The organism is Desulfovibrio faecalis (genome assembly GCF_053570625.1).
Genome location: NZ_JBRBQR010000001.1, coordinates 1,550,906 through 1,574,449 on the forward strand (window position 1 = coordinate 1,550,906; position 23,544 = coordinate 1,574,449).

Consider the following 23,544-nt stretch of genomic DNA (forward strand, 5'->3'; position numbering starts at 1 on the left):
AAAGACTTGCTGGTGGCTGGCAGCAATGATGCGTCGCCGTCATGCAGGTATCTGAGCGTGAAAAGACATTAGGGGTATGCGTCATGCGGTTTTTGCAGGTCATATGGGCAATGCGTAATGGTCAGGTGCTGCCTTTGCGCGCGCTTCTGGCTGCGGCTCTGGTGTGCTGCCTGTGGGCCACGGCCTCCGTGGCGGCTCCGCAGGGCGGCGTTCCCAGCGCCACATGGCAGGATAATGACCGCAACCATCGCCGCTCACCCAATCAGATAGTCACGCAATTGCGCACTCCCCAGGCTCAGGCAGGGCAAATGCCCCTTGCGGATGATGCGCAGGATCAGCGGGCCGCCAAGGCGCGCAACCAGCTTGCCGCAGGCGAAGCCCCCGTGGCGCAGGATGGACAGCTGAACATGCTCGGACCCGACGATTGGCGGCTCAAAATCCTTTCAGCGGCGGTCACCAATTCAGATATGGTTTTGCTGGGTGATATTGCTGTCCCGCTGGGGCAGATGGGGCAGGATACCTGGGCGCAACTGCGCGTGCAGCAACTTTGGCCTGCACCCCCGGAAGAAGGCAAACCCTTGCAGATCAGTCATTCTCGCCTTTCTCAGGCTTTACGGCAGGCCTTGGGCAAGGATGTTGCCGGGCGTTGCATTTTGCCGTCTTCGCTGGTGATTCAGCGCGGGGGGCTGGTGTTTCATGAGGAAGACCTGCGTTCCTATGTGGTCAAAAGTCTGACGCCACAATTGTCCGCCATGCCGGGGCAGGTGGAGCTGAGCGATTTTCGGCTGCCGGATTACATTTTTTTGGCCCATGCGCAGCAGCGGGTGCAGCTTGAACCGGGCAAACTTTCGCCCGGCCGCGTGCCCTTGCGCTTTGCTGTGCAGGAAGTGGACGGCAACGTGCTTCGGCGCATTTCCGGCACGGTCAACCTCACGCTCTGGATAACGGCTCCTGCGGCATCGCGCCCCATGAACAAAGGGGAAGCCCTGGCGGCAGAGTCAGTCACCTTTATGAAGGTCAACGCCAGCCAGTTGCGTGATCTGCCGTGGGATGGGCGCGGCGGTCCCTGGCAGGTGAACCGCGCGCTGAACACCGGCGAGCCAATTTTGCAAAGCGACCTTGTGAGCCAGTTGATGGTAAGGCGTGGCGATGTGGTCAACCTCATCTATATAAAAGGCAACCTGCGCATAGCCACGCAGGCCCAGGCCCTGGCCGACGGCGAGCCGGGGGCCACCATTGCGGTACGGAATCTGCAAACCAAGAAACAGGTATACGCCATTGTCAAAGATGGCAGCACCGTGGAAATCCACTAGCATTTAAAGGTGGAAGGAGAGGAGCATATGCAGGCACGATACATAATACCCGTTCTGGCGCTGAGCTATCTGTTCTGCGTCGCCTGCGGTGGCAGCCCAACCCGGCGACCTGCACTGCATCCGCCGGTAACACCGCCACAGGAATATCGGCAGGAGGCCAATTCGGCCAACAATCAGGGGTCGCTTTTTGCCGCCAGTGAAACAGATACCCTCTTTGAAGACAGCCGCGCCCGCCGCGTAGGCGATATTGTTGTGGTCAAACTGGTAGAAAACACCAAGGCCCAGAACAAGGCTGAAACCTCATCCAATAAAAAAAGTTCCAACAATTATCAGGTCGCAGACATGTTCAACAGGGGGCACGCGGGCTTTATTCCCTTTATGCCCATCGGGCCGCAGCCGTCTGTAGGTCTGCCAATACTTGATACAGACTCTGCCAGTGGGATTAATTCCACTGGCAAGACCAAGCGTGAGAACTATGTGACCACCTCGCTGGCCACGCGCGTACTCCGGGTGTTGCCGGGCGGCCTGATGGAAATTGAGGGCGCTCGCGAAATCCGCGTTAACGAAGAAACAGAGTATATGGTTGTGCGCGGCATGATCCGCTCCAAGGACGTCAGCGCAGACAACAGCGTTCTTTCAACACAGATAGCGGACGCAAGCATTGAATATTACGGCAAGGGCGTTCTGGCCGACAAGCAGAAGCCCGGTTGGTTCTCACGGCTTATGGATAACGTCTGGCCCTTCTAGGCGCTTTGCCCACAATATAGTATCTGCACACCCCGTCAGCGCTGCATGCGTTGGCGGGGTGTTTGCGTAAATTCGCCAGAAAAACGGCAAATCAGCCGGATGTCTTCCAAGGGGCTGAAAAATTATAGAAAAATAGTCGTTATTTTTTACTATTATATTTAGATAGTTATCTGAGCGGCTAAAAAGAAATGCGCAAAAAATATGTGAAAAATTGCGCAGCTCCTTGACCTAAGGATTCTTCCATTCTATGTTGATCGCAGTTCATTGAGCCCGTAGGCTGAAGAGCAGGGGCTCTGCGCCGAAACCCTTTGTTTGTTTTGTCTGTGCCCCGCGAGGGATTTTCTGTGCCCCGCGAGGGATTTGTGGACAAAATAAAAAAGCTCCTGAATCTTGCGATCCAGGAGCCCCGGCGGAGAGTGGATTCAAACACCCGTCTGGCAATGCCAGTTTCGGAGTGTCCATATACAAGTGCCAGCGTCATAAGGCGTTGACGTTCTTGTTGGTTTTTCCAGCCTCCTCCTGCGAACCAGACTGTTCTGCCGCAGTCTGGTTCCTATCCAAGCCCCTCCGTTACCCACGGGGGGCTTTTTTATTAGCATGCTCACGGTAAAACGCCAAGCCCTGTCTTTTCTCTATTTCTTCTTTGATAAAAAAGTAACAATTTCATTCTCATAACTGCCAGATCACCAAAAGCGCCGCATTGCTGTCGTTTGCTTGGCGCAAACGGGCTTTGGCCGGGCAGCAAGCGACAGATACTGTTGCATTGGATTTGCCGTACATTGAGTTTGCGCATGCCGGGTTTGTATTTCCACAGGCGGCAGGCCCTCTGGCCGTATTGCGCACGGTGGACGCTGGGCGTATAGTAGCGAACGTTTGTCGTAACCTTCAACCCTGCGGCGGCATGCCGCTTGATATGACTGTACATGAAATTCGCGCTCGGCTGGCGGCAGACAAGGCCACAGTTGGCACATGGCTGCAATTGCCCTCGCCTGACGTGGCCGAGCTTATGGCCCGCGCCGGTTATGACTGGGTTGCTGTTGATATGGAACACGGCTCTTTTGGCCGCACCGGGCTTCCGGATGTTTTCCGCGCCATTGAATGCGGCGGTGCGGCTCCTTTTGCGCGTCTTGGTGAAGCCAGCAAAACCCAGATCAAGGCCGCGCTGGAAGCCGGTGCTCAGGGGCTTATCTTCCCCATGATTGAAAGCCGCGCACAGCTTGACCGGGCCATTGATCTTTCTGTGTACCCGGGGCAGGACACTTGGCGCGCTACGGGTGAAACCGCGCCCGAATACCGTGGCGTTGGCTATTGCCGCGCCAATGTGTTTGGCAAAACGTTTGACGACTATCGCGCAAATCGTGCGCCCGAGATATTTTTGGTGGCTCAGATCGAGCACATCCGTGCGGTGGAAAATCTGGAGGCCATTCTGGCGCATCCCCGTCTGGACGCCATTATGGTCGGCCCTTACGACCTTTCGGGTTCCATGGGGCTTACTGGCCAGTTTGACCACCCTGACTTCAAAGCTGCCATGGCGCGGATTGCCCAAGGTTGCGCCAAGGCGGGCGCCCGCATGGGCCTGCACATTGTGCAGCCTGACCCTGCGGAGCTTGCGCGGCAGATTGCCGCAGGCAGCCGTTTTATCGCTTATGGCATTGATTCGGTTTTTTTGTGGCGGGCGGCTGAACGCCCCAATTCGGGAGAATAACTGTGAATATTACCGTCTTTGGCGGGTCCGGCTTTCTGGGCTCGCATATCTGCGACAAGCTTTCTGAAGCCGGGCATGCGGTCACCATTGTTGATCTGCATCCCTCGCCTTTTTTGCGGCCCGATCAGACCATGCTTGCAGGCAATATTCTGGATGAAGAAACCGTCAACCGCGCCGTAGCCGGTGCGGATATGGTCTTCAACTACGCTGGCATTGCCGACATCGGCGAGGCCAACAACCGCCCGGTGGACACGGCGCGCATCAACGTTCTGGGCAATGTCATGGTGCTTGAGGCCTGCCGCAAGGCTGGCGTAAAGCGCTATGTATTTGCCAGTTCCCTGTACGTGTACGGCAAGTCCGGCGGCTTTTACCGTTGCAGCAAGCAGGCCTGCGAACTGTATATCGAAAACTATCAGGCCATGCACAACCTGCCGTACACCATCCTGCGCTACGGCTCGCTGTACGGCCCGCGTTCCGACCGCCGCAACGCCATCAACAGGTTTGTTTACGAGGCTTTGGCCAACGGCGCCATCACCTACTACGGCGCGCCTACGGCCCTGCGCGAATACGTGCATGTGGACGATGCATCGGCAGCCACCCTGGCCGTGCTTGATCCCGAGTTTGAAAACCAGAACATCATCATCTCTGGCAATCAGCCCATGCGCGTGGGCGATCTGTTCAAGATGATCGGTGAAATGCTCGGCAAGGACCTGACCATCAATTATCAGAATGATCCCAACAGCGGGCACTATCAGGTCACACCCTATGCCTTTATGCCCAAGGTGGGCCGTAAGCTGGTGCCGCCGCTGACTGTTGATCTGGGGCAGGGCATCCTGCGCGTGATGGAAGAGGAACACAAAGAGCTGCACCCCGAGCTGGCGTCTGAGGGCGGGTACCTCGTATCCACTGACGACTAGACATGGGAACGGCAGTTGCTGCAAGGGCATACGCCCGTTTGCGGCATGATTGGATGCAGTTTTTTTACGCACACAAATTATTGAGGCCACAAGGAGCCGTCAGATGAACATCATTGCCATCATTCCCGCGCGTATGGGTTCCAGCCGTTACCCCGGCAAACCGCTTGCCCTTATCCACAACGTTCCCATGGTGGGGCATGTGGCCTTTCGTACAGCCATGAGCAAGTGCCTTTCCGCCACCTATGTGGCCACCTGCGACGAGATCATTGAAAATTACTGCAAGGACGCCGGGCTCAAGTGCGTCATGACGGGCGACCATCACGTGCGCTGCTCCACGCGTACCGCTGAAGCCCTGCTGAAGATCGAAGCCGCCACTGGTCAGAAGGCCGATATCGTGGTCATGGTGCAGGGCGATGAACCCATGGTGCGCCCCGAAATGATCGATGCCGCCGTGGCCCCCATGCTGGCAGATCCTTCCATCAACGTGGTCAACCTCATGGCCGATATGGATACCCTTGAGGAATTTGAAGACCCCAACGAAGTCAAGGTCGTTGTGGATCATTGCAACAATGCGCTCTATTTTTCGCGCGAGCCCATTCCTTCGCGCAAAAAGGGGTCGGACAAGGTGCCCATGCGCAAGCAGGTCTGCATCATTCCCTTCCGCCGCGACTATCTGCTGCACTTCAACGAAATGCCTGAAAGCCCGCTGGAAATTTACGAATCCGTGGACATGATGCGCATTCTCGAACACGGCGAAAAGGTGCACATGGTGCCCACCGACTGCCGTTCGTGGAGTGTGGACACACCTGAAGATCTGGCCCGCGTGGCCCGCCTTATGGAAGGCGATGATCTTATGAAGGAATACCGCAAGTAAATGGCGGGCGAGCTTAATTCCGCCTCTGCGCAAGGGGACAAGGCCGCTGACGGTTCAAAAAGCGCATGCGTCGTGGGAGCACAAGCCCACGGCGCTGCCGCCGAAACCACGGGATCGTCAGAGGTGGACCAGTCCGAAGCTCAGCCCGAAGCGCAGTCAGGAGCCAAGGCCGAACATAAGACCGTACAGCCAAAGCCGCATGCAGGGCCCGGGCTGTTCAGCAGGGTGTCGGCGGCGCTTGAAGAATTGTGGCTGGCCGCCTTTGCCTGGATCCCCACGCCGGTGGGCCTTGCATTGCGTCTGTTTGCCTGGCGCTGGCTTTTCAAAGGCTGCGGCTCGGCTCGTTTTGGCACGGGCCTGAGCCTGGCGGGCTGCCGCAACATGCGCATTGGCAACGGCGTACGCATGGGACGCGGCTGCTTTGTTACCGCCTCTGACGGCGAACTGGTGCTGCATGACTGCGTGGCCCTCTCGCCCAATGTGCATGTGGGGGCAGATGCGGGCCGTATAGAAATCGGCGCGCATACCGCCGTGGGGCCAGGCACGGTTATCCGCGCGGCCAACCACTGCATTGCGCGGCAGGATGTGCCGATCATGCACCAGGGGCATGTTCCCGGTCAGATTATTATTGAAGAAGATGTGTGGATTGGCGCCAACTGCGTCATTACGCCAGATGTGCGCATTGGTCGTGGGGCCGTGGTGGGCGCTGGCGCCGTGGTTACGCGCAATGTGGCCCCCTTCAGCATTGTGGGTGGCGTTCCGGCCAAACTTATCGGCATGCGCGGACAGGGCGGTCAGAAGCACTGGGATTAATGCGAGCCTTTCATGCTGGAATACTCTGGCAAGACGGGCCATGCGGCCCCGGACTCGAACAGCTTTTCAAGGAATATTATGTCACTGCAATGCCTTGTTTTTGACTGCGATGGCGTCATTCTTGACAGCGTACCCGTGAAGACACGGGCCTTTGGCCGCCTTATGGAGCCGTTTGGCCCCGAGGCGCGCGACCGCTTTTTGATGTACCACAAGGTGCACGGCGGCGTGAGCCGTTACAAAAAGTTTGAGTGGTTTTATGCAGATGTGCTGGGCAAGGCCATCACCACTGAGGAATCAGAGGCGCTTGGCAACCGCTTTGCCGAATATGTGCTGGATGAGTTGCGCCGCTGCGAGCTGATACCCGGCATTCAGGAAACACTTGATTCCTGGCGCGGCAAGCTGCCCATGTTTGTCTGCTCCGGCGCGCCGCACGAAGAAGTGCTGGCCGTGCTGCACGAGCGTAAACTGGATGGCTATTTTGACGCCATCCATGGCTCCCCGCCAGCCAAGGCCGTGCTGCTGGCGCAAATTGTGAACAGGCAGAAGCTTGACCCCGCCGATGTGCTCATGGTGGGTGACGCCCCCACAGACAGGGACGCAGCCGAAACCGTGGGTACGCTATTTTACGGCGTGGGGCCGGAGCTCAAGGGCGGCTCGTTCCCCTGGGGCGAAGACCTCACGGGCCTGAACGCCTGGATAGCTGCCCGCGCCTAGGTATCCAGCCTGCGGGCAAATTTGCAACTACTTGTAACCACTACTGAACGTCCTGCCTTGCAACGCGGGACGTTCGCTCATATACGCCAATGAAAAAATTCGTTCTTGCTCTGCTGCTGACCCTGAGTGTGGCCCTGCTTGTGACCGCCTGCGATTCAGGCAAAAAGGAAGAAGGTGCAAACGGCAAGCCCGTTGCCGAATCTTCCTCCAGCGCGCCCAAGGCGGAAGCTGCGGTTCAGGTACAATCCGTGGAAGAAGCAACCCCGCCTCCCAGCCCGGAAGAACTGGACAGGGCAGACCGGCTGGTGGCTTTTTCCAACACAGCCTCCATGGCGCTGGCAACAGGACGCTATGCCCAGGCCGACGTGCTGGCGGCCTACACCAAGTATTATCTGGCAGAGTGGCAACTGGCCAAACGACCGGAACTGAATGCGGATCAGGATGCCGCCCTTGCCCGCCGCCTGACTCCCCCGGTCAGCCTTTTTACCCCTGAGCAGACCAAAAAAATGGCCGCCTGCGTGCAGGACATGAATAAATCCATCGTAGACATGCGGGCTGATTATCGCCTGCTCGAAAAGTACGTGGCCGACGAGAGCATTCAGGATAACGGCGTCAAAGGCAAAGCCCTTGCTGCGGAAATACTCAAGGAACACGCCGCCTTTATCGTTGCGCGCGATGCCTATATGGCGATTGTGGAGGGCGAAGCCGCCCCTGCAGAAGATATCTTGCTGCGCAACCATCCGCTCAAACGGCAAATTCAGGCTGCGGAACGCATTTTCGCCGTGTTTGGCAAAACAGCAACACTGCTTACTCCCAGCAAGCCCGACAGGGATGCGCTGAAGGCCCAGCGTGACGAGCTTGCAGCAGCCATTGCGGACGGCGGACGGCCTCCCTTTATGGCAGCACCGGAACTGGAGCGTCAGTACCGTGCTTTTCTCAAGCAGGCGGGCAGCTATGCGCAGCTTTTTGACCAGGGTCTTGAAGAAGAGTTTTACGTTCCTGTGCGGTTTGAAATGAACAAGGCCGCTCTGGCAACCCGGGCTGCCTACAATGATTTTGTCAAGGTTGCCAACCAGATGCGCTGACGAGTCAATGTTCTGACTGTCTACGTTGAGTGTTTTGTAACATGCTGTAGTTTAATGATTAAGTTTGTTTGGCAAGGCCTTTGCAGATTGAATGCAAACGGGTGTCAATTACCCGAACATCCATCTGATCTGGAGGTTCAGCATGTTTTTTTTGCTGGGAGGCCACGATAAAAAAAGCCGCAAGGCCGAGAGAACTGTGGGCATTTCTGACGCAAGCGCCAGAGTGCGTGAGGTTTTTCTGGCCGGGCGCTTTCCTGTGGTGACAACACATCAGGTGGAGGGGAGGCGTATTGCCAAGGTGCTTGGCCTTGTGTGCTGCCGGGGTTTTGACTCGGAAGAAGCCTTTTTTGGCATGGCGGCAAGGGCCATGAACAAGGGCGCACAGGCTATTGTGGGCTATAATGAAAACGTGGCCTTTCATCCCGATGGCAGCAAGTATTTTTCCTGCTTCGGAACTGCCGTGATGTTTGAGTATGACCCTGCCGACCCGGAATCATTGCCGCTCATGCTGCAACAGAAATTCAAGGCGCAGGAACAATCCGGCCTCAGCGAAATCATCTGATCAGGCTGGCTTTATATATGCCAAAGCCCCCGTTCATTATGAGCGGGGGCTTTGCATTTGTAACAGATGCTACGTTGAATGCTAGTTATGAGTGTCCATTCAATTTTTTTATAGCAGACGAGAGTCTTGCACTGCAAAATTTGAGATTTTTTTAGCCATATCATAATAGTATGGTTTGTATCGTACTTTTGAGACTAGGTAAAAATTTTAGTTTGAAATTGTATAAAGTATTGTTAATGATAGACGATAATTACTTTGAAGGTTGGAGCCGTCTATAAAGAGTATATCCGTATACTTTGAATGGATAAACACCGGAAATTTGAAACAGTTTTTAGGGGGTTATTATGAAGCTTTCGATAAAACTTGTGTTTCTTACAGCATTGTTAACGGCATTTTCAATAATTATTGGATTTATTTCTGTTATTGGAATGTCTTCAATAAATAAAGATGTCAAGGATATTTCAGAAAATTGGCTTCCAACAATAAAGGTTGTTGGTGAACTCAATAGCATGGTTAATGAGTACAGGCGCAATGAGCTGGTTCACATTCTCACAACAGATGAATCATTGATGCGTCAGTATGAAAACAAGATACAGAATTTGACCGGCAGTATTAATGAAAAAGTTAAAGAATATGAAAAATTAATCTCTGAACCTGAGGAAAAAGTCGCATTCCCCAAGTTCCTTGCGGCATGGAAGGCCTATACGGAAAATCACGTGAATGTTGAGGTTCTGTCCAAAAGCAATAAAACCGAAGAAGCTGTCAAGCTGGTGCTTGGTCCGGCCAGAGCGCAGTATGTTGAAGCCCTTGATCAACTAAAGGTTATTATTGATGTCAATAACAAGGGGAGCAAGGCTTCAGCTGTGGACGCGGAAGCTTCCTATGAACAAGGGAAGTTGCTTACGATCTCGTTGATAATTGCGGTCATGCTTGCTGCCACAGCCATTTCCATTTTGATTATCCGGGGGGTTATGAAGCAGCTCGGCGAGGATCCCGGTTATTTGCATCATGTGGCATCGGAAATAGCCGCCGGGCAGCTTGATCTCGCATTCAAGCCGTATTCCGGCGATGGCGGTGTTTACGGTGTGCTCATAAAAATGGTGAGCAATCTCAAAGCCAAGATTGCCGAGGCGGACAGCAAATCGCAGCAGGCCGAGCAGCAGGCAAAAGCAGCGCAGGAAGCAACCGCTCTTGCCGAAGAGGCAACCCGCCGGGCAGAACGGGCCAAGGCGGAAGGCATGCTCCAGGCCGCGCAGCAGCTTGAAGGGATTGTGCAGATCGTGTCGTCCGCGTCAGAAGCGCTTTCTGAGCAGATTGCGCAGTCCAGCCGTGGGGCTGACGAGCAGTCGGGCCGTGTGCGTGAAACCGCCACAGCCATGGAAGAAATGAACGCTACAGTGCTGGAAGTGGCCAAAAATGCCCAGCAGGCTGCGGATGTTTCGCATCAGACCAGGGAACAGGCAGTGGAAGGCTCGCAGATACTCGATGATGCAGTTAAGGGCATTGAATCCGTCCACACGCAGTCCATTGCCATCAAGGAAGATATGGATGCTCTGGGCAAGCAGGCAGAGAGCATTGGCCAGATTATGGGGGTCATTGCCGACATAGCAGACCAGACCAACCTGTTGGCGCTGAACGCCGCCATTGAGGCCGCCCGTGCGGGCGATGCGGGCAGGGGCTTTGCCGTAGTTGCAGACGAAGTGCGCAAGCTGGCGGAAAAAACCATGTCAGCCACGCAGGAAGTGGGGCAGGCCATTACGGGCATTCAGGCTGGCACCCGCAAGAATATCCAGAATGTCGAGCAGGTTGCCGGTACTATTGAAGGTGCAACCAATATGTCTGTACGTTCCGGTGAATCGCTCAAGAAAATTCTTGAGCTCGTCCATCTGGTCAATGATCAGGTTCAGTCCATTGCGACTGCCAGCGAGCAGCAATCCGCCGCCAGCGAGGAGATCAACCAGTCTGTCGAGCAGGTAGCGACCATCTCTGCGCAAACCGCTCAAGCCATGGAGCAGGCTTCCGGTGCGGTTGCAGACCTGACGCAACAGGCTCAGTCACTCCAGCGGCTTATAGAAAAAATGAAAAATCAGTCTTAGCCAACACAGATTGATAAAAGGAAAAGGCCGTTCAGAGATGGACGGCCTTTTGCAATTATAGGCTTTACACTTGCCGCAGAGCGGCACAGCCAGATGTGTGGCTATTGTGCCTCAGGGTACACCACATTCACCAGAGCCAGGCCTTGCGGCGGCGCGGTGACGGAGGGTACATCCCTGCGGTCGCGTGTGGCAAGCAGGGCGGGGATATCCTTTGGCAATACCTTGCCCTGGCCGCAGGCAGCCAGCAGCCCCGCCATATTGCGCACCATCTGCTTGAGAAAGCCATCGGCAGTCACAATAAAACGCAGCATGGGAGCGTGCGGCGGATAGAATTCACAGGGGGGCATGGTGTGCAGCTCAGCTTGCAGCACTGTGCGCTCTGTGCTTTCCACATCCGTGCCCACATTGCGCAGCGCAGCAAAGTCGTGCAGGCCCGTCAGGTGAGGCAGGGCGGCGCGCATGGCTTCCATGTTCAGTGGGCCGCATTTCCACACAAAGGGCGTCAGTTGTGGCGGCATAAAGGTCTGTTCCAGCCAGAACTGATAGGCGTAGGTTTTGCGCAGGGCATCCTTGCGGGCGTGAAAGTCCGGCGCGGCCTGCATGGCCTCCAGTACTCGAATATCGCGGGGCAATACCGCATTGAGGCTACGCCGCCAGTCCATGTTGGCGCGTGCGTCGGGCACATCGCAGTGCACAACCTGCCCGTGGGCATGTACGCCGGAATCGGTGCGGCCCGAGCCGTGGGCGCGTATGTTCTGCCCTGTGATGGTGCGCAGGGCCTTTTCCATTTCGCCCTGAACTGTGGGTGGCGGGCTCGGCTTTTCCTGTATCTGCCAGCCGCTGTAGCAGGTGCCCACATAGGCGATCAAAAGCTTGAGGCGCATTAATCAGGTATCCTCATGCGGGTGATAAGCTCCGTAAGCTTGGCTGTCTTGGCCGGGGAAACGTAGGTGAGGATTTCGCCTGACTGCTTGGGCGACATGCCGGAAAGAATGCGGATGGCCACACGTTCGTCCATGCTTTCCAGAGCCTTGGCCGCAGCCTTGGGTTTCATCATGGAATAGGTGAGCACCAGTCGGTGAACTTTTTCGTTTTCAATGCCCTTGGCCTCGCGGATCATGTCCTGCATTTTCTTTTCAGTTTCCTGAATGTCCTTGAGGCGCTGATCCATCTGCTGGCGCAGCACAAGAATATCCTGCTGCTGGCGCGCCAGTTCCTGAGCCTTGGTATTGGGGTCGTTGGAATACGCGCCCTGAGGCTGCTGCACCGTGGGAACGGGCAGCGTGCCCGAGCTTTGCCCCTGCGGCAAGGGGGGCAAAAAACCGTCGTTGTTGCCTGCCGCGCCGCGCGGCGGCAAAGGTGCGCCGTCCGTGCCCTGACCGCGTGGAATGTTTGCCGGGATGGGCGGAGCGCCGGGTATGGTCAGCGGAGCCGTCTGCTCTGCGGGAGCAAAGGGCGATTGCCCGCCAGTGGGCGTCTGGGGAACAGGCATGTCCAGCGCTGCCGCGTGCGCGGCCTGCACACTGCCAAGGCCGGGGATGGGTAGATTGCTCAGGCCCAGGGCGTCCAGCCATTCGGATTCGCTGGCGCGGTTGGGTCTGGCAGAAACAATCAAGCTGCCGGAGGGGGCGGAAGTGCCCGGTTCCGCCTGTGGGGCAGGCAGGGCCTGCGGTTCGGGAAAATTGGGAGAGAATGTCTGGCCTGGGGCCTTTGAAGCCGCCGCAGTTTCAGGTGCGCCGCCTGAGGCCGTTGCACGGATAAGCGGGGCGGGCAGGGCGGCATCGGTCACGCTGGTGGTTTGATCTGCGTGGGGTTTGACCGCTGCGGCCATGCGGGCGGCGGCAGAACCTTGCGGGTCGTTCTGGCTTTTTTCGGTTTTGTCCTTGATGTTGTCTACAACAGAATCAAGGGCAGAACCCATGGACGAAAGTGTAGAACTGACGCTTTGCGCCAGCCCAGAGGGGGCCGCATCAGCAACGGGGGCTACGGTTTCAGCCCGCTCCTGCCCAGTGCGCGGCTCGTTTACGGCTACCGTGGCATCCTTGGGCGATCCGCCAAGCCAGGAGGGCACGGGCACATCCAGCAGCAAAAGGCCGAGGATGGTAAGCTTCATAAAGCAGAGCACCGCCAGCCAGCGGAAAAGCTTAGAGAGCCGGAGCTTTGTAGCGGAGTGTGGCTGTTTCGTCATTGACGCGTTGCTCCTTCAGTTGTTCCTCACGAAGATACTGCTGGTTTTGGCGCTCCTTGAGCTTTTCCAGCAGTTTTCTTTCAATGGCGCGCGCGGCCAGCAGTTTGCGGGCTTCGTCAACAAGTTGCTCGTGCATGCGGGCCTGCAAGGCCGCATTGGCAACATCGCCGCGCAATCCTTTTACATACTGTTCCAGCAGCCAGCGTTCCGCCTGCGGCACAAGGGCTGATTCAAACAAGCGGTCTTCGGTCTGGCGCAGTTCAGCCTTCAGGCGTTCAAAAAGGGCGCGCGCTTCTTCCAGAAGTCTTTGCTTGTTGGCCAGATCAACCTTGGCTTCTTCTTCAAGCTGTTCCCGGTAGTCGAGTATTTTCTGTAATTTGAAACGAAAAGGCACGCCGCACCGCCTTGATTTTGACACCCTGAATATCCACAGGGGGAAACTGCAAACAGCGGGCCAATCCGCCTGCCATGCGGCGGCAGAAAAGGGCCGTGCGGCTGGCAGGCGGGCAAATGCCTATTTGACGTTTAAATCTGCGGCGTGGTTTACAGGGCCGCAGCCCTTGCCGGGGGCGTAGCTTTTGCGCAGGGCGAGGTTCAGAAATTCCTGCGCCCGGGTTACAGCAACCTGCAGGGGCAAACCGCGCCCAAGCCCTGTGGCGATGGCGGCAGAAAGCGTGCAGCCCGTCCCATGGTTGTTTTCCGTCTCCACCTTGGCCTGCGGAAGGTGCTTGGGCTGTTCGCCATGCACGCACAGGCAGTCTGTAACAACTATGGAGCTTTCCATGTGCCCGCCCTTGATGAGCACGGCGCGCGCACCCATGGCAAGCAGCTTCTGGCCTGCGGCCTCTGCGTCTTCAAGGCTGCTGATGCTCATGCCAGTGAGCATTTCCGCCTCGGGGCGGTTGGGGGTCAGCAGGTCGCAGCCGGGCAGCATTTCTTCCACAAGGGCAGTCACGGCGTCTTCCTGCAACAGGCGGCTGCCGCTCTGGCTCACGGAAACAGGGTCAACAACGAGGGGAAAGTCGCGGTTGCGCAATTCGTCCGCAACCGCGCGGATGATAGGCGCGGAAAAGAGCATGCCCGTTTTGGCGGCCTTGACGGAAAAGCCCTCAAGCACCGTGCGCAGTTGCAAACGCACAAAATCGGCATCCGGCGCATGAATGCCCGTAACGCCCAATCCGTTCTGCGCGGTCAGGGCGGTGATAACGCTCATGCCGTAACCGCCGAGCGCCATGATTGTTTTCAGGTCGGCCTGAATGCCCGCGCCGCCGCCGGAATCAGAACCGGCAATGGTGAGGATGTTGGCTGGGGTATGCATAAAAAGCCTCTCGGTAAATACTGCGTACGAATTTTGTTACTATACCCCGCCGCCCGCCGGGGTGCAATGCGGGCACTCCCCGCCCCGTATCCAGAAACTCTCTGGAAAATGTCTTCACAGCGCAGGGAAGCAATGCTAGCATTTACGCGCAATAAACGGAAATAATGGCTTGCTGTGCCGTTTTTTGCAGCGGCCAATGCAGTGCGCCTTGTGCCACAGCCCCATGCCTGCCGCAGTAGGAGAATTTTATGAAATTGGAAAAAAAGCCTTTGGACGTGCCGGACATAGTGAATATGCCCAAGCCCCGTCCCGCCCGCGCTGGCGCGCGCAAGGCCGTGGTGCTGGCGTTGCTGGCGGTTCTGGCCCTGGGCGGCGCGACCTACTGGCTTACACGCGATAAATCAACCCGCGATCAGTGGAAGGACAAAGCCGCCGACATCATAAACAACGCCACCAGCGGCACCCCGCTGGCCGGGGTGGGTGATGTGCTGCGCGATGCGCCGCCGCCCCCGCCCATTTCTGTTGTCAGCCCGCCCACCTCCCCCGGCACGCTGGCCGGGCAAACAGTGCAGGGCAGCGTGGGAGCGCCTGTGGACGGCTCAACGCCCACCGGGTTGTATCCGCAACAGAACGGGGCGCAGATGCCCCAGAAGGTGACGGAAGACAGCCATATCCGCATGGAATTTGTGGAAGATCTGGCGGCCTTTGTTGTGGCCCGTTTCAAGCCCGGTCCGCAGAGCGGCACGCTGAACGTCAGCGTGCAGGCGCTCAACCAGCGCTACGGCGCAAAGTTTGCCAATGTCACTGACGGCAAGGGCGGTCGCGAAGCCCTGCTGCGCTACGCCTTTCATCCTACCATGCTGCGCGGGCTGTACACTCTGTATGCGGACCGCTTTCTGGATGCCGTCAATCGCGATGCGGCCTCCAAGGGCTTTACGCCAGAGCATATCCGCCAGTTGCACATGGCGCTGGCCGGGCGTCTTGTCATTCTGGCTGGCGCGCTTGAGGGCGTGGCCTCTGTTCCCAATCTTGGCGCCCGCCTGCGCGAGCAGGACAAATCCGCGCAAGGAGTAGTGGAAATTAACGCCCAGATGGCCGAAGCCGTGTTCGCGGTAGACCAGCTGCGGGAGAACAATGCTTCCGAAGCGCAGATATCCACGGCGCAACTGCGGGTCGACGGTCTGAGCGCCCGGTACCGCCGTGCGCTAGAGGAACGCGCCGCCTTGCAGCGCACTCTGGTTGCGGCCATACGCCAGAACGGCGGGCAGACGCTGGACGATGATTCCCTGCTGTTTGTGGCCCAGTGGGTTGACCGCCGCCTGCGCGCGGACGCTCAGGCTCTTGCCTCGGTACAGGCCTCGGCTGGCGTGTTGCGCGATCTGGCGCGGCGAAGCGCGCAGGCAGGAACTGGTACGCCGTTTCAGCCGCAAAGCCCCGCACTGGGGGCGGTCCCTAATGGCGCAGGCAATGCCGTTCCAAATGCGGCTCCCAATGGCGCACAAAACGCCGGGCATATACAGACCTCCCCGCAGCTGACCCCGCCGATGGGGCATGCGGCCCCCGCGTTGCCTGCGGAAAACGCGCGTGGCGCTGCAGAACGTGCGCCTGCCCCCCGAGTGGGCGGTCAGCAGTAATGGGCGCAGCAGTTCTTTTTGTTGGCGGCACACGCAGCGGCAAGAGCGGTCTGGCCCAGCGCTGGGCCGAGGCGCAAGCCCCACAGCGGCTGTATCTGGCCACGGGCCGTGCGGACGATGAAGAAATGGCGGCGCGCATTGCCCGGCACAAGCAGGAGCGTGGTCTGGGCTGGCATTGCCTTGAAGAGCCGCTTGACCCGGCTGGCGCTCTGGCATCTCTTATGTCTGCGGTCCAACCCGACAGCAATGGGCCGGGGGTTGTGCTGTTTGACTGCGTGAGCCTGTGGGTAGCCAATCTTATGGCTGCGGACATGACGGAAAAGGACATTCTTGACCGCGTGGATGCGCTGGCCGCCAGCATTGCGGCCTATCCACTGCCGCTGGCGCTGGTGAGTGTGGAGGCGGGCCTGGGCATGGTCGCCATGTCGAGCCTCGGACGTCGTTTTCAGGATACGCTGGGCCTTGCCAATCAGGCGCTGGCCCGCGTGTGCGGCACGGTAGTTTTTGTAAGCTGCGGTCTGCCCCTTGTGCTCAAGGGCCAGTTGCCGGAGGGAATATGCTGAATTTTGTTGGGCGGACTGCCAGTGTGGAGGCGGGCGCAAAATCGGGCGGCAAGGTCTTGGGCCGTGTGCCTTATTACTTCGTAGCGGCCCTGCTGTGGGCGGCGGTTGTGGTGCAGCCCAGCTTTGCCTTTGCTGCAAATGATCCGCGCCAGTGCATTCTGGAAGCTGGCGGCGCTGTGGACAAATCTGACGTGGCAGCTTTTGAGCGGCAGGTGGATGTGGACGCCATTCTTGAGCAGGCCCTGAATCTTTTTGTGCGCCGTGCGCAGGATCCGGAGGCGGCAAAGGACCTGCCGCCCATGGTTGCGCTGCTCTTTACCCAGGCAGCGTCCAAGGAGGGCAACGTGCGCTCTCTGCTGCTGAACGAAACCCGGGCCTTTGTGCTCAACGGCATTTCTTCCGGCGCATTTGCAGGCCGCAAGCCCTCGGGCAATAACGCACAGGGGCTGCTTGCCCCACTGTTTGCCGATGCCTCCACCGGGCGCAAGGAAATCAAGAACGTGGGGCAGGCCCGGCGCGATGGCGATGGCTGGCTTGTGCCCTTTGTGGTGCATGACGGCGGCAACGGCGAATCCTATGACGTGACGGGCAGGGTGACATCCGCTAACGGCGAGATGCGTCTGACCTCCGTAGCCAATATGGAATCCCTGTTGCGCAAGGTGGCTGCAGAAAGCCGCGCTGTGGAGCCGTAGCAGAATCTGTTGACTTAGCGCGACCAAGCACCTGCAAGAAATAAAAAAGGGAGCCATCTGGCTCCCTTTTTTATCGCTGATTTTTTATCACTGACGCCGTGCGGCTACTGCGCCGGCTGGTTCTTGTCGTCATCGTGCTTTTCGGGCCGCAGAATGCGGCTGATGGGCAGCGCCGTGGCCCGGCCGGAGAAGATTTCTTCCGCCGTGGCGGCAAGGGCCTGAGGCAGAACCTCATCCACATGGTCAACAAAAACGATCTCCAGGTCGCGCAGTACTTCGTCCGGCACTTCCTTGAGGTCTTTTTCATTATCACGGGGCATGATCACTTTTTTGATACCGCTGCGTCGCGCTGCCAGCAGTTTTTCTCGCAGCCCGCCAATGGGCAGCACCCTGCCGCGCAAAGAGATTTCACCGGTCATGGCTACGTCGTTGCGCACAGGAATACCCAGCAGGGCGGAGGTGATGGACGTTGCCAGGGTGATACCCGCCGAAGGGCCGTCCTTGGGCGTCGCGCCAGCAGGCACGTGCACGTGGATGTCTATCTTGCGGTGGAAGCGGGGATCAAGGCCCAGCACTTCGGCCCGTGAACGCACATACGAAAGGGCCGCCTTGGCCGATTCCGTCATGACCTCGCCCAACTGACCCGTGGTCACCACATGACCGGAGCCAGCCATGAGGCTGGTTTCCACCAGCAGAATTTCGCCGCCGCGCTGATTGTAGGCAAGGCCAGCGCACACGCCCACCTGAGGTTCGCTTTCGCGTTCGTCATGGCGATATTTTTTTACGCCCAGCATGGAGGGCAGGCTCTGGCGCGAGATGTTGACGCACTTTTCGGTGTCGTCGTCTTCCACAAGCTTGATGGCGGTCTTGCGGCACAGGGCGGCAATTTCGCGCTCAAGGTTGCGCACCCCGGCCTCGCGCGTGTAGGAGCGGATGATCTCGAGAATGGCGTTGTCCGACACGCGGATGTTGCCTTCCTTGAGGCCGTGCTCCTCCAGCTGGCGGGGCAGCAGGAAGCGGCGGGCGATGTGGCGTTTTTCCGTTTCAAGGTAGCTGTTGAGCTCGATGATCTCCATACGGTCAAGCAGCGGCACAGGGATGGAGTGCAGCGAGTTGGCCGTGGTGATAAAGAAGACCTTGGAAAGATCATACTCCAGATCAAGGTAGTGATCCATGAAGGTATTGTTCTGTTCCGGGTCGAGCACTTCCAGCAGGGCCGAGGCCGGGTCGCCACGGTAGTCGGAGGTCATCTTGTCCACTTCGTCCAGGCAGAAAAGGGGATTGTTGAACTTCACCCGCTTGAGAGACTGGATGATCTTGCCCGGCAGCGCGCCCACATAGGTGCGGCGGTGGCCCCGGATTTCAGCTTCATCGCGTACGCCGCCAAGGGAGAGACGCACAAAATCGCGCCCTGTGGCGCGGGCCACGGACTTGGCAAGCGAGGTTTTACCCACGCCGGGAGGGCCGACAAAGCAGAGGATGGGGCCTTTGAGCCCCTGAGACAGTTTCTGCACGGCGAGGTATTCCAGAATGCGTTCCTTGGGTTTTTCAAGGCCAAAGTGGTCGCCGTCCAGAATTGCGCGCGCCTTTTCAAGGTTGATGTCTATCTGCTTGAGGTCGTTCCAGGGCAGATCCAGAATCCAGTCCACATAGTTGCGCACAACCGTGTATTCCGCCGCAGAGGGCGGCATGCTGCGCAGCTTTCTGGCTTCGGAGAGCGCCTTTTCGCGCGCTTCTTCCGGCATGTCGCGGGCCTTGAGCTTTTGCTCTATTTCGTCAACTTCGGCCTGGGGGTCGTCATCGCGCCCCATTTCCTTGTTGATGGCCTTGATCTGCTCATTGAGGTAATACTCGCGCTGATTGCGCTCCATCTGCACCTTGACGCGGTTCTTGATGCGCTTTTCAACCGTGGCAAGGGCCACCTCGCCCTGCAAAAGCTCATAGGCAAGCTCCAGGCGCTGGGTGGCGTCGTCGATCTCAAGGGCTTCCTGCTTTTTGCGGTAATCAACCTTGAGGTGCGGGATGATGGCATCGGCCAGAGGGCCGATTTCCTGTAAGGCAAGAATGGAGAGCACAGCCTCCTGCGAAATCTTTTTGTTGTTCTTGCCGTATTCTTCAAGCGCCTCGTGCACGGCGCGCACAAGAGCTTCGCGTTCTTCAGGGCGGCTCTGCTTTTCAGCGCGGCGGCGCACACCCACCATGGCGCACTGCTCGTCTTCGTGCAGGTTTTCCCACGTAGCGCGGTACACGCCCTCAAACAGCACCTTGATGGTGCCGTCGGGCAGGCGCAGCATCTGAAGCACCTTGCTGACCACGCCCACAGGCGAAAGATCCTGAGCATCGGGCTTTTCCAGCTCCGGCTCGCGCTGGGCCACAAGAAATATCTGCTTGCTATAGGTGCCCTGTGCGGCTTCGATGGCCTTGATGGAGGCCTCGCGCCCCACAAAGAGCGGCATGATGGAGCGGGGGAACATGACCACCTCGCGCAAAGGCATGATGGGCAGTTCAATATAAGCGTCAGAGCCGCGCATTTCGTCTGTCATAATTCTCCCCTGAAAAAAAGCCGGACGGCGGCTTGCGCCGCCCGGCGGAACTTAGAGCTTTTTTGCCGTGAAATGCCTTGCGTCAGGCGGGGTGTTAGCTGTTGCCCTGCGGCATGGCTGGCCGCAACATGGCTCAGGGTTCGCCGTGCAATCATTTCGCAGCGCGGATTTCAGGAAACCCGCACGGCGCACCGCAACAGTCGTACTGCCGGGCGCGCCATGTTTGCCTGCGGGGCCAACCGCTCGGCGGCCCCTGTGCGCCCTGCTGCAATGGCAGACCGCACGCAATCCAGGCGGTTGGCTAAGAGGCCTTGTCGCCCCCGGCCTGGGCCTTGGGCGTATCGGCGTTTTCAGCCTTGTCGCCAAACAGCAGCACCGGTTCCTTGCCCTTGTCGATGACAGCCTGATTGATCAGGCATTCGCGCACATTGGGCAGGGAGGGCAGCTTGAACATGATGTCGAGCATGGTGCGTTCCATCACGTTGCGCAGGCCGCGCGCGCCGGTTTTTCGCTCTATGGCCTTGGCGGCAATGGCCTTGAGGGCATTGGGCGTAAAGCGCAGGTCAACATTCTCAAGTTCAAAAAGCTTCTGGTACTGGCGCACCAGAGCATTCTTGGGTTCAGTGAGAATACGCACCAGATCGGGTTCGTCCAGTTCATCCACATGGGTGATGATGGGGATACGGCCCACAAATTCGGGGATAAGGCCGAACTTCACCAGATCCTGCGGATGCACCTTGTCGAGCAGCTCGCCAAGGGGCATCTCCTTGCTGGCACGCATCTTGGCGCCAAAACCCATGGCGCCGCCGCTCATGCGGCCGCCCACGATCTTGTCGAGGCCCACAAAGGCGCCGCCCACGATGAACAGGATGTTGCTCGTGTTCATGCGGATAAATTCCTGCTGGGGGTGCTTGCGCCCGCCCTTGGGAGGAATATTGGCCTCGGTGCCTTCGATGATCTTGAGCAGGGCCTGCTGCACGCCTTCGCCGGAGACGTCGCGCGTGATGGACGGACCGTCGCCCTTGCGGGAAATCTTGTCGATTTCATCAATATAGATGATGCCCTTGCTGGCGGCTTCCAGATCATAGTCCGCATTCTGAAGCAACTGCACCAGGATGTTTTCCACGTCTTCGCCCACATAGCCAGCTTCCGTGAGGGTGGTGGCATCAGCAATGGCAAAGGGCACGCGCAGCACGCGAGCCAAAGTTTTGGCAAGCAGGGTTTTACCGCTGCCCGAGGGGCCGACAAGGAGGATATTGCTTTTTTCAAGCTCAACCTCGTCACCAAGGGCGCTGGCGTAAAACACACGCTTGTAGTGGTTGTGCACCGCTACAGAAAGGATTTTCTTGGCCTCGTTCTGTCCGATGACATACTGGTCAAGGCGATCCTTGATTTCCTGAGGCGAAAGAAGGCGTTCTTCGCTCTGGGGGCTTTCCATCTGGTCGCGGGCGATAATTTCGTTGCAGGCCTTGATGCATTTGTCGCAAATGCTCGCGCCGTCCTGCACGATGAGATTGCGAACCTCAAGCTCAGTGCGCCCGCAAAAGGAGCAGCGCAGGGGTTCGCTCACCGTAGGTTTATCGTTCTTGGCCATATTACTCGCTCTTTTCCTGAGCCATTTCATTGCGCGATACAAGCACGCGGTCAATGATGCCGAGTTCCTTGGCTTCCTCAGGAGTCAAAAAGTTATCGCGTTCGGTAGCTTTGACAATGTCCTTGTAGGGACGGCCCGTGTTGTCGGCCAGCATGCGGTTGAGGCGTTCCTTGAGGCGCAGCACCTCGCGCGCGTGGATTTCAATATCCGTGGCCTGACCCTGAAAACCGCCCGAAGGCTGGTGAATCATGATCTGACTGTTGGGCAAAGCAAAACGCATGCCAGGCTTGCCAGCGGCCAGCAAAAAAGCGCCCATGCTGGCGGCGCGGCCCATGCACACCGTCGCCACGGGCGAAGAGATAAAGCGCATGGTGTCATAAATGGCAAGCCCGGCGGTAACAGAGCCGCCGGGGGAATTTATGTAGAGATAGATTTCTTTTTCGGGGTCTTGCGATTCAAGGAACAGCAGCTGGGCGCAGATGAGGGAAGCAACGGTATCGTTGACCTCGGAGCCAAGCAAAACGATACGATCCTTGAGCAGACGCGAATAGATGTCATAGGCCCGTTCAGAGCGGCCTGTGGTTTCAATAACCATGGGGACAAGCGACATATGAGCCTCTTGGCACGGCGTGTGGGCCGGTTGGGTGCGGTGTTGCCGCAAAATAAAACCAAAAGGCGGCCTTAAGGCCGCCTCCCTTATACTTCAGTTAGTCCTGAGCGCTGGCGGGTGCGCCCGGCGCGGCGTCGCCCTCGGCTGGCGCCTTGGGCTCCACTTCGGTCACCTTGGACTTGGCGTAGATCAGATCCATGGCCTTGTCGGCCAGCATGCGGTCACGCAGCACAAAGATCATGCCCGAGCGTTCATAGCTTTCACGCAGGGTTTTGAAATCTTCGCCAGTGCGCATGCTCATCTGGTAGATCTGAGTGTTGACCTCATTGTCGGTAACGTCAAGTGCTTCTTTCTTGGCGATGGAAAGCAGCAAAACCTGCGAGCGGGCCAGTTCGTCAGCCTGGGGCTGCACTTCGGCGCGCAGTTCGTCCATGCTCTTGCCAAGCGAATCAAGGCTGCGGCCCTGACGTTCAAGGCGGGAGGCCATGTCGCCCAGCAGGGTGCGCACCTGGGTGTCAACAAGGCTGGGCGGCAGTTCAAACTCAACCATCTTCAGCAGACGGTCAAGCAGGGTCTTCTGCGCGGCGCTCTTGTTGAGGTTGGCGCGGCTCTGGGTGTAGCTGCCGGTGATGGCTTCGCGCAGCTTTTCCACGCTTTCAAGGCCAACGGTCTTGGCGAGGTCGTCGTTCAGTTCAGGAAGCTTGCGCTCCTTGATGGCGTGCACGCGCACCTTCATGGTGACGGTTTTGCCTGCCAGATCCTTGGCAAGAAAATCTTCGGGGAAGGTGATCTGGCCTTCGCCTTCTTCGCCGTAGCGGACGGTCTTCACCAGAGCTTCAAAATCTTCAAGGGCCTGACGTTCGCCAAGGGCGAGGTCAAAGCTTTCGGCCTTCACGCCTTCCAGGGGTTCGCCGTTTTCAAAAGCGGCAAAGTCAATGGTGGCAACCTGACCGTCCACAGCGGGGCCAGCGCCTTCAATGGGCACAAGCTCGCCACGGTCGCGGCGGATGCGGTCGATAACTTCCTGCACTTCCTTTTCGTCCACGACCACTTTTTCCTGCTCCACTTCCATACCTTCATAAGGAGGGAGGGTGAAGGAGGGCAGTATTTCAAATTCGACGCTGTATTCGTAGCCCTGACCGCGTTCAAAGGTGCCCTTGGCGTCCACGTCAACGCCGGCAAGGGGCGAAACGTCGAGCTTCTGCATCACGTCGTTGATGTGGACGTTGATCAGATCCTGGCGGGCTTCTTCATAAATCTTGTCGCGGAAGCGCTGTTCGATGACCGACGCCGGAACCTTGCCCTTGCGGAAACCGTCCAGCTGCACCGATGTTTTGTACAGCGCCACGGCGCCCATGATGGCTGCTTCCACTTCCTGGGCTTCGGTGGTGATGACGACCTTTTTTCTGACCGGCGAAATGTCTTCTGCGCTATATTCCACGAGGGACTCCTTTTCTTGGTGAGGTAGATGGTGCGAGAGGGGGGACTTGAACCCCCATACCATAGGTGCTGGATTCTAAGTCCAGTGCGTCTACCAATTCCGCCACTCTCGCAAAGCGTGTTTCCATAGCACACT

22 protein-coding genes and 1 tRNA gene are annotated in these 23,544 nt (G+C 57.9%); 13 read left to right on the top strand and 10 right to left on the bottom strand.

Annotated elements, in window-relative coordinates; genetic code table 11:
* The first annotated feature begins 83 nt into the window (after positions 1-83).
* Positions 84-1,313 (top strand): flagellar basal body P-ring formation chaperone FlgA, encoded by a 1,230-nt coding sequence (gene flgA / locus ACUZ79_RS07015; protein ID WP_449251133.1) that lies wholly within the window; start codon positions 84-86, stop codon positions 1,311-1,313.
* Positions 1,314-1,340: 27 nt separating this feature from the next.
* Entirely contained in the window at positions 1,341-2,060 is a 720-nt protein-coding gene (locus tag ACUZ79_RS07020; RefSeq protein ID WP_449251134.1) for a flagellar basal body L-ring protein FlgH, read from the top strand.
* A 601-nt stretch (positions 2,061-2,661) separates the two neighbouring features.
* Here ACUZ79_RS07020 and ACUZ79_RS07025 read toward each other — a convergent pair.
* Entirely contained in the window at positions 2,662-2,985 is a 324-nt protein-coding gene (locus tag ACUZ79_RS07025) for a hypothetical protein (RefSeq protein ID WP_449251135.1), read from the bottom strand.
* Here ACUZ79_RS07025 and ACUZ79_RS07030 point away from each other — a divergent pair.
* The 8 genes from ACUZ79_RS07030 (at position 2,974) to ACUZ79_RS07065 (ending at position 10,826) form a co-directional block, all read left to right on the top strand.
* Entirely contained in the window at positions 2,974-3,765 is a 792-nt protein-coding gene (locus ACUZ79_RS07030; RefSeq protein WP_449251136.1) for an HpcH/HpaI aldolase family protein, read from the top strand. The two genes, ACUZ79_RS07025 and ACUZ79_RS07030, sit on opposite strands and share 12 nt — an antisense overlap.
* Positions 3,766-3,767: 2 nt before the next feature.
* Complete coding sequence (locus ACUZ79_RS07035) at positions 3,768-4,682, top strand: NAD-dependent epimerase/dehydratase family protein (protein ID WP_449251137.1); 915 nt, start codon at positions 3,768-3,770, stop codon at positions 4,680-4,682.
* 103 nt (positions 4,683-4,785) lie between these two features.
* Positions 4,786-5,556, top strand: a complete 771-nt coding sequence (locus ACUZ79_RS07040) for a 3-deoxy-manno-octulosonate cytidylyltransferase (RefSeq protein ID WP_449251138.1) — start codon at positions 4,786-4,788, stop codon at positions 5,554-5,556.
* A gap of 72 nt (positions 5,557-5,628) precedes the next feature.
* Positions 5,629-6,369, top strand: coding sequence for an acyltransferase (locus tag ACUZ79_RS07045; protein ID WP_449251139.1), 741 nt, complete (start codon positions 5,629-5,631; stop codon positions 6,367-6,369).
* A gap of 78 nt (positions 6,370-6,447) precedes the next feature.
* A complete protein-coding gene (locus tag ACUZ79_RS07050) occupies positions 6,448-7,083 on the top strand; it encodes an HAD family hydrolase (RefSeq protein ID WP_240824168.1) in 636 nt (211 codons plus the stop codon).
* A gap of 89 nt (positions 7,084-7,172) precedes the next feature.
* Positions 7,173-8,168: a hypothetical protein gene (locus tag ACUZ79_RS07055; protein ID WP_449251140.1), complete on the top strand. Its 996-nt coding sequence runs from the start codon at positions 7,173-7,175 to the stop codon at positions 8,166-8,168.
* A 142-nt stretch (positions 8,169-8,310) separates the two neighbouring features.
* Positions 8,311-8,730 (top strand): hypothetical protein, encoded by a 420-nt coding sequence (locus tag ACUZ79_RS07060; protein ID WP_192111290.1) that lies wholly within the window; start codon positions 8,311-8,313, stop codon positions 8,728-8,730.
* Between the two features lie 344 nt (positions 8,731-9,074).
* Positions 9,075-10,826, top strand: a complete 1,752-nt coding sequence (locus ACUZ79_RS07065; protein WP_449251141.1) for a methyl-accepting chemotaxis protein — start codon at positions 9,075-9,077, stop codon at positions 10,824-10,826.
* A 101-nt stretch (positions 10,827-10,927) separates the two neighbouring features.
* Here the strand turns inward: ACUZ79_RS07065 and truA are convergent, their stop codons facing one another.
* The 4 genes from truA to thiD form a co-directional block, all read right to left on the bottom strand.
* On the bottom strand, positions 10,928-11,710 hold the full coding sequence (truA, locus tag ACUZ79_RS07070) for a tRNA pseudouridine(38-40) synthase TruA (RefSeq protein ID WP_449251142.1): 783 nt from the start codon (positions 11,708-11,710) through the stop codon (positions 10,928-10,930).
* Positions 11,710-13,014, bottom strand: coding sequence for a hypothetical protein (locus ACUZ79_RS07075; RefSeq protein WP_449251143.1), 1,305 nt, complete (start codon positions 13,012-13,014; stop codon positions 11,710-11,712). Before ACUZ79_RS07075 ends, truA begins: the two co-directional genes overlap by 1 nt.
* On the bottom strand, positions 12,971-13,408 hold the full coding sequence (gene fliJ, locus ACUZ79_RS07080; RefSeq protein ID WP_240824173.1) for a flagellar export protein FliJ: 438 nt from the start codon (positions 13,406-13,408) through the stop codon (positions 12,971-12,973). Before fliJ ends, ACUZ79_RS07075 begins: the two co-directional genes overlap by 44 nt.
* Positions 13,409-13,528: 120 nt before the next feature.
* The gene (thiD, locus tag ACUZ79_RS07085; protein ID WP_449251144.1) at positions 13,529-14,332 is read right to left on the bottom strand and encodes a bifunctional hydroxymethylpyrimidine kinase/phosphomethylpyrimidine kinase; all 804 of its coding nucleotides are present in this window, start codon (positions 14,330-14,332) and stop codon (positions 13,529-13,531) included.
* Positions 14,333-14,580: 248 nt separating this feature from the next.
* On the opposite strand from thiD, the gene ACUZ79_RS07090 reads away from it, so the two are divergent.
* Genes ACUZ79_RS07090 through ACUZ79_RS07100 form a run of 3 tightly spaced genes read left to right on the top strand, consistent with a single transcriptional unit; the run spans position 14,581 to position 17,221 of the window.
* Positions 14,581-15,966, top strand: coding sequence for a hypothetical protein (locus ACUZ79_RS07090; protein ID WP_449251145.1), 1,386 nt, complete (start codon positions 14,581-14,583; stop codon positions 15,964-15,966).
* Positions 15,966-16,529, top strand: a complete 564-nt coding sequence (locus ACUZ79_RS07095; RefSeq protein WP_449251146.1) for a bifunctional adenosylcobinamide kinase/adenosylcobinamide-phosphate guanylyltransferase — start codon at positions 15,966-15,968, stop codon at positions 16,527-16,529. The genes ACUZ79_RS07090 and ACUZ79_RS07095 overlap by 1 nt, the downstream gene beginning before the upstream one ends.
* Complete coding sequence (locus ACUZ79_RS07100; RefSeq protein WP_449251147.1) at positions 16,523-17,221, top strand: hypothetical protein; 699 nt, start codon at positions 16,523-16,525, stop codon at positions 17,219-17,221. Before ACUZ79_RS07095 ends, ACUZ79_RS07100 begins: the two co-directional genes overlap by 7 nt.
* A gap of 104 nt (positions 17,222-17,325) precedes the next feature.
* Here the strand turns inward: ACUZ79_RS07100 and lon are convergent, their stop codons facing one another.
* The 5 genes from lon to ACUZ79_RS07125 form a co-directional block, all read right to left on the bottom strand.
* On the bottom strand, positions 17,326-19,764 hold the full coding sequence (gene lon / locus ACUZ79_RS07105; RefSeq protein WP_449251148.1) for an endopeptidase La: 2,439 nt from the start codon (positions 19,762-19,764) through the stop codon (positions 17,326-17,328).
* Positions 19,765-20,065: 301 nt separating this feature from the next.
* On the bottom strand, positions 20,066-21,358 hold the full coding sequence (gene clpX, locus ACUZ79_RS07110; RefSeq protein WP_240824178.1) for an ATP-dependent Clp protease ATP-binding subunit ClpX: 1,293 nt from the start codon (positions 21,356-21,358) through the stop codon (positions 20,066-20,068).
* A gap of 1 nt (position 21,359) precedes the next feature.
* A complete protein-coding gene (gene clpP, locus ACUZ79_RS07115; protein WP_192111300.1) occupies positions 21,360-21,968 on the bottom strand; it encodes an ATP-dependent Clp endopeptidase proteolytic subunit ClpP in 609 nt (202 codons plus the stop codon).
* Between the two features lie 97 nt (positions 21,969-22,065).
* Complete coding sequence (gene tig / locus ACUZ79_RS07120) at positions 22,066-23,409, bottom strand: trigger factor (protein WP_449251149.1); 1,344 nt, start codon at positions 23,407-23,409, stop codon at positions 22,066-22,068.
* A 28-nt stretch (positions 23,410-23,437) separates the two neighbouring features.
* Positions 23,438-23,521: transfer RNA gene (locus ACUZ79_RS07125), tRNA-Leu, on the bottom strand.
* Between the last annotated feature and the right edge of the window lie 23 nt (positions 23,522-23,544).

Coding starts and splice junctions, on each gene's coding strand:
- flgA (WP_449251133.1), top strand. CDS start 84: ATGCGGTTTTTGCAGGTCATATGGGCAATGCGTAATGGTCAGGTGCTG.
- ACUZ79_RS07020 (WP_449251134.1), top strand. CDS start 1,341: ATGCAGGCACGATACATAATACCCGTTCTGGCGCTGAGCTATCTGTTC.
- ACUZ79_RS07030 (WP_449251136.1), top strand. CDS start 2,974: ATGACTGTACATGAAATTCGCGCTCGGCTGGCGGCAGACAAGGCCACA.
- ACUZ79_RS07025 (WP_449251135.1), bottom strand. CDS start 2,985: ATGTACAGTCATATCAAGCGGCATGCCGCCGCAGGGTTGAAGGTTACG.
- ACUZ79_RS07040 (WP_449251138.1), top strand. CDS start 4,786: ATGAACATCATTGCCATCATTCCCGCGCGTATGGGTTCCAGCCGTTAC.
- ACUZ79_RS07050 (WP_240824168.1), top strand. CDS start 6,448: ATGTCACTGCAATGCCTTGTTTTTGACTGCGATGGCGTCATTCTTGAC.
- ACUZ79_RS07055 (WP_449251140.1), top strand. CDS start 7,173: ATGAAAAAATTCGTTCTTGCTCTGCTGCTGACCCTGAGTGTGGCCCTG.
- ACUZ79_RS07060 (WP_192111290.1), top strand. CDS start 8,311: ATGTTTTTTTTGCTGGGAGGCCACGATAAAAAAAGCCGCAAGGCCGAG.
- ACUZ79_RS07065 (WP_449251141.1), top strand. CDS start 9,075: ATGAAGCTTTCGATAAAACTTGTGTTTCTTACAGCATTGTTAACGGCA.
- truA (WP_449251142.1), bottom strand. CDS start 11,710: ATGCGCCTCAAGCTTTTGATCGCCTATGTGGGCACCTGCTACAGCGGC.
- ACUZ79_RS07075 (WP_449251143.1), bottom strand. CDS start 13,014: ATGACGAAACAGCCACACTCCGCTACAAAGCTCCGGCTCTCTAAGCTT.
- thiD (WP_449251144.1), bottom strand. CDS start 14,332: ATGCATACCCCAGCCAACATCCTCACCATTGCCGGTTCTGATTCCGGC.
- ACUZ79_RS07090 (WP_449251145.1), top strand. CDS start 14,581: ATGAAATTGGAAAAAAAGCCTTTGGACGTGCCGGACATAGTGAATATG.
- ACUZ79_RS07095 (WP_449251146.1), top strand. CDS start 15,966: ATGGGCGCAGCAGTTCTTTTTGTTGGCGGCACACGCAGCGGCAAGAGC.
- ACUZ79_RS07100 (WP_449251147.1), top strand. CDS start 16,523: ATGCTGAATTTTGTTGGGCGGACTGCCAGTGTGGAGGCGGGCGCAAAA.
- lon (WP_449251148.1), bottom strand. CDS start 19,764: ATGACAGACGAAATGCGCGGCTCTGACGCTTATATTGAACTGCCCATC.
- clpX (WP_240824178.1), bottom strand. CDS start 21,358: ATGGCCAAGAACGATAAACCTACGGTGAGCGAACCCCTGCGCTGCTCC.
- clpP (WP_192111300.1), bottom strand. CDS start 21,968: ATGTCGCTTGTCCCCATGGTTATTGAAACCACAGGCCGCTCTGAACGG.